The organism is Pseudomonas abyssi, from assembly GCF_003444685.1.
Lineage (GTDB): Bacteria > Pseudomonadota > Gammaproteobacteria > Pseudomonadales > Pseudomonadaceae > Halopseudomonas > Halopseudomonas abyssi.
Window position 1 is genome coordinate 1 of the sequence record NZ_LMAZ01000008.1, and the last position, 4623, is coordinate 4623.

4 protein-coding genes are annotated in these 4623 nt (G+C 64.4%); all 4 read left to right on the top strand.

Annotated features, from left to right (window positions below):
- Window positions 1-290: 290 nt before the first annotated feature.
- The 4 genes from ASB58_RS17185 to ASB58_RS17200 all read left to right on the top strand — a co-directional run bounded on the left by ASB58_RS17185 (window position 291) and on the right by ASB58_RS17200 (window position 4468).
- Entirely contained in the window at window positions 291-1649 is a 1359-nt protein-coding gene (locus tag ASB58_RS17185) for a GntP family permease (RefSeq protein WP_118131724.1), read from the top strand.
- Complete coding sequence (locus tag ASB58_RS17190; RefSeq protein WP_118131725.1) at window positions 1649-2800, top strand: glycerate kinase; 1152 nt, start codon at window positions 1649-1651, stop codon at window positions 2798-2800. Before ASB58_RS17185 ends, ASB58_RS17190 begins: the two co-directional genes overlap by 1 nt.
- 205 nt (window positions 2801-3005) lie before the next feature.
- Window positions 3006-3509, top strand: coding sequence for a sigma-70 family RNA polymerase sigma factor (locus tag ASB58_RS17195; RefSeq protein WP_407920688.1), 504 nt, complete (start codon window positions 3006-3008; stop codon window positions 3507-3509).
- Window positions 3506-4468 (top strand): FecR domain-containing protein, encoded by a 963-nt coding sequence (locus tag ASB58_RS17200; RefSeq protein ID WP_118131727.1) that lies wholly within the window; start codon window positions 3506-3508, stop codon window positions 4466-4468. Before ASB58_RS17195 ends, ASB58_RS17200 begins: the two co-directional genes overlap by 4 nt.
- The last annotated feature ends 155 nt before the right edge of the window (window positions 4469-4623 follow it).

Below are 4623 nucleotides of genomic sequence, written 5' to 3' on the forward strand. Positions count from 1 at the left end.
AAAAGCTGATTTGGCAGTCGCACTCATGCTGTAGCCGGTTCGCTGCGACTGATGGTTTCCAAGCTTTCGTGCGCGTGTCCTCCGACTGGTCCTGTTCTCCGCCACAGTTCCCTAACCAGAGCGGATCCACCCAGTTTCAGGTTTATTGCTATTGGGCGAGCGAACAAGAATGCGTTGCTAATTCCCGTCTATTGTTGTGCCAGGGCATAAGGCTTTTGTCCCGCAGGCTGGGTGACAATGGCTGCTTTCTGGCTGCCCATTGCGGCAAACACAATAAAAAGGAGTTCAGCATGGGTCTGGTACTGATTCTGGTCGCCCTGATTGCCTTTATCGTTCTGGCGACTTCTCGTCTGAAGTTACACCCTTTTCTTGCCCTGCTCGCCGCCGCGCTGCTGGCCGGCTTTGCCTATCAGGTGCCGACCATGGAGATCGTCAAGACGATCACCGGTGGCTTTGGCGGTATTCTCGGTTACATCGGCATCGTTATTGCCCTGGGCACCATTATCGGTGTGATCCTTGAGCGCAGCGGCGCGGCGATCACCATGGCCGAGACGGTGATCAAGCTGCTGGGCGAGCGCTTCCCGACGCTGACCATGTCGATCATCGGCTATCTGGTGTCGATCCCGGTGTTTTGTGATTCGGGCTACGTCATCCTCAACTCGCTGAAAAATGCCCTGGCAGCGCGCATGAAGATTTCGGTGATCGCCATGAGCGTGGCCTTGGCGACCGGCCTCTACGCCTCCCACACCTTTGTGCCGCCGACCCCCGGCCCGATTGCCGCTGCCGGTAACCTGGGGCTGGAATCCAACCTGGGCCTGGTGATCCTGGTCGGTCTGGTGGTGTCGCTGGTAACCGCGGTCGCTGGCATGCTCTGGGCCAACCGCTTTATCGGCAAGGATATTCCGCTGGAGGACAACGGCGCCCAGGTGATGGATGCCGAGGACTATGAGCAGATTCGCGCCAAGTACGGCGTGCTGCCCAGCCCGGCCAAGGCGTTTGCGCCGATCTTCCTGCCGATTGGTCTGATCTGTCTGGGTACCCTGGCCAATCTGCCGGCTAAACCGGTTGGCGACGGCTTCCTGTATACCCTGCTGGCCTTCCTCGGTCAGCCGGTGGTGGCGCTGGCGGTGGGTCTGGCACTGGCCTGCACGCTGCTGCGCTCGGACAACAAGCGGCAGGAGTTTCATGATCGCGTCGTTGAAGGTATACAGGCGGCCGCACCGATCCTGCTGATCACCGGTGCTGGTGGCGCCTTTGGCGCGATGCTCAAGGTGACGCCGCTGGGTGACTATCTGGGTGCGACCCTGTCGGCGCTCGGAATCGGTCTGTTCATGCCGTTTGTGGTCTCTGCCGCGCTGAAGTCGGCACAGGGCTCGACCACTGTGGCGCTGGTGACTACCTCGGCGCTGGTTGCACCGCTGCTGCCGGAGCTGGGGCTGGACAGCGAAATGGGCCGCGTGCTGTGCGTTATGGCCATCGGTGCCGGCGCGATGACTGTGTCCCACGCCAACGACAGCTTCTTCTGGGTGGTGACCCAGTTCAGCCGCATGAGCGTCAGCACCGCCTACCGTGCACAAACACTCGGCACCCTGATGCAGGGCATCGCCGGCATTATCACCGTCTGGCTGCTGAGTCTGGTATTGCTCTGATGAAACTGGTTATCGCCCCCGATTCGTTCAAGGAAAGCCTGAGTGCCCGCGCCGTTGCTGAAGCCATAGCAGCGGGCTGGGCACGCGTTTACCCCGATGCCGACCTGCTGCTGTGCCCGATGGCCGACGGCGGTGAGGGCACGGTTGATGCGCTGTTGAGTGCCACTGGGGGTACGCTGCAGCAGACCCGCGTCAGCGGGCCTCTGGGCGATCCGGTCGAGGCGCGCTGGGGGTTGCTGCCGGATGCCCAGGCGATCATCGAGATGGCCGAGGCCAGCGGCCTGCATCGGGTCGAGCCGGCGCGTCGCGATGTGCTGGCGGCCAGCAGTCATGGCACCGGCGAGCTGATACGCGCAGCGCTGGATGCCGGCGTGCGGCGTATCGTGCTGGGCCTTGGCGGCAGCGCCACCAACGATGGCGGCGCCGGCCTGCTCGCCGCTCTTGGGGTACGCTTTCTGGATCGCGCAGGACAGGAGCTGGCACTCGGTGGCGCGGCGCTGGCCAGCCTGAGCCAGATCGATCTGACTGGTCTGGATACCCGGCTGGCGCAAGTCGAGGTGATGGTTGCGGCGGATGTCGACAACCCGCTCTGCGGTCCGCGTGGCGCTTCGGCAGTATTTGGCCCGCAGAAGGGCGCGAGTCCGGCGCAGGTTGAACAGCTGGATGCTGCGCTGGCGCATTACGCTGACGTGATGGCGGCCACCCTGGGTGAGGATCTGCGCGATTATCCCGGCGTGGGCGCAGCGGGTGGTCTCGGCTTTGCCGCCCGCGCAGTGTTGCGTGCTGCCTTTCGGCCGGGCGTCGAGCTGGTCGCCGAGCTGTCCGGCCTGGCGGCGGCAGTCGAGGGTGCGGACCTGGTAATCACCGGCGAGGGCCGTCTGGATGGCCAGAGCCTGCACGGCAAGACCCCTGTCGGCGTGGCACGCATCGCCCGTGCCGCCGGCGTGCCGGTGATTGCGCTGGCTGGCAGTCTGGGTGAGGGCTATCAACGGCTCTACGCTGAAGGCATCGGCGCTGCCTTCAGTCTGGCACCGGGACCGCTCAGTCTTGAGCAGGCCATGCAGCAGGCCGCCGACCAGCTCAGTGCCCGCGCCGCCGACCTGGCGCGGCTCTGGCAGATTGCCGGTACAGCGGCGCTGCGCGCCCGCTGAGCCGCAGCGCCTGCGTTTACGCACATAGCGCTGTCCGGTGCAGCAATGGCCGGCGCTGTGTGGCCATGCGCGTCACGGACGCGACATGTGGTGGCCGAGCGGCCGAGAACCCAAGCCGATGATCTAATTCGCCGGTTCTCTGCCTCCGCGTTTTGCTTTAGGATGCGACTGATTCTTATCTGCAGCCGCCATCCTGGAGCCGTCGGTGCCCAATACCTCGCAACAACAACTGTCAGGCCTGTACAGCGACCATCACGGCTGGCTGCAGCGCTGGCTGCGCGCGCGCCTGGGTGATCGCGAGCAGGCGGCGGATATTGCTCAGGACACCTTTGTACGCCTGCTGGTGAGCCAGCGATTGCCCTCGGTTGGGGAGGGGCGGCGTTTTCTGCTGCAGATCGCCCGTCATCTGGTGGTCGATCACTGGCGGCGGCAGCGTATCGAGCAGGCCTACCTGGAGAGCCTCGCCCAGTTGCCGGTGCCCGAGACACCCTCGCCGGAAACCCGCCTGCTGATCATCGAATCCCTGTTGCAGATCGACGCCATGCTCGACGCCATGCCGGAGCGGGTCCGCAGCGCCTTTGTTATGTCACAGTTCGAGGGGCTCAGCTATGCGCAGATTGCCGCGCGGCTTGGTGTCAGTGTCAGCGCGGTGCAGAAGTACATGTTGCGTGCCATCGGCGCCTGTTATCAGGTGGTTTACGGTTCATGACAGCGTCCGCTGAGCGCCCCATTGCTGCCGCTGTGGTGGAGCAGGCCAGCTATTGGCTGATGTTGCAGTGGGACGGCGGCTTGAATGCCGAGCAGCGTCAGGCCCTGCAACATTGGCAGGAGGCCGACCCTGAGCACCGTCGCGCATGGGCCCGGCTGCAGCACCTGCAAGGGACCCTGCAGGTGGCGCCGCAGCAGACGGTGCGCCAGGTACTGTCGCGCCGTGGCCAGACCAGCCGCCGTGAGCTGATCAAGTTGCTCGGGTTGGCGCTGATGGTGGGTTCCACCGGCTACGTGGCGCAGCAAAGGCTGCCCTGGCGTGAGGCGCTGGCCGATCAGCGCACCGCTCCCGGCGAGCGTCGGCAACTGCAGTTGCCGGATCAGAGCCTGCTGGACCTTAACTCCGACAGCGCCGTCAACATCCGCTTTGATCAGCACCAGCGGCGCATCCAGCTGGTCAGCGGCGAACTGCTGCTGACCAGTGCGCTGCCCAGCGTGCGTGACCCCAGGCCCCTGTTGGTGGAGACGCTCGCCGGTGAGCTCGAAGCGTTGGGCGCTCGCGTTGCCGTGCGCCAGCGCGAGGCTGTCAGTCAGCTGGATCTGTTCCAGGGCGAGCTGGACGTTCGCCCATGGGAGGCCACGCCGCTGCGCTTGTCCGCTGGCAGCGCATTGGCCTTTTCCGTCAGCGGGCCGCTGGCCAGCGGCAACGCAGACCTGCGTCGGGTAGCCTGGCAGCAGGGCAAGCTGATTGCTGAGCAGCAACCCATCGGCGACTTCCTCGCTGAACTCGCTCGCCATCGCCGCGGCGTGATCCACTGCGACCCCGACGTCGCCGCGCTCCCGCTCAGCGGGGTATTCCCCCTGGCCGACACCGACCGTGTGCTCGCTACGCTGACTGACGTCCTGCCGGTACGCATTCATTACTACACCCGTTATTGGGTGCGGGTGACGGCTGTTTGAGCGTTTTTTGGGATGTTTTTTCGTTTGACCCCGACGGTCAAGCGTGCACGTGGTTTCGTCCCGTTTACGCGGGCGAGTAGCGCAGATTATTCGGGAGAAAGAGGCGCAGCATGTCTGAGGAGCGTAGCGACGAGTTCTGCGACTCCCCGATTAAT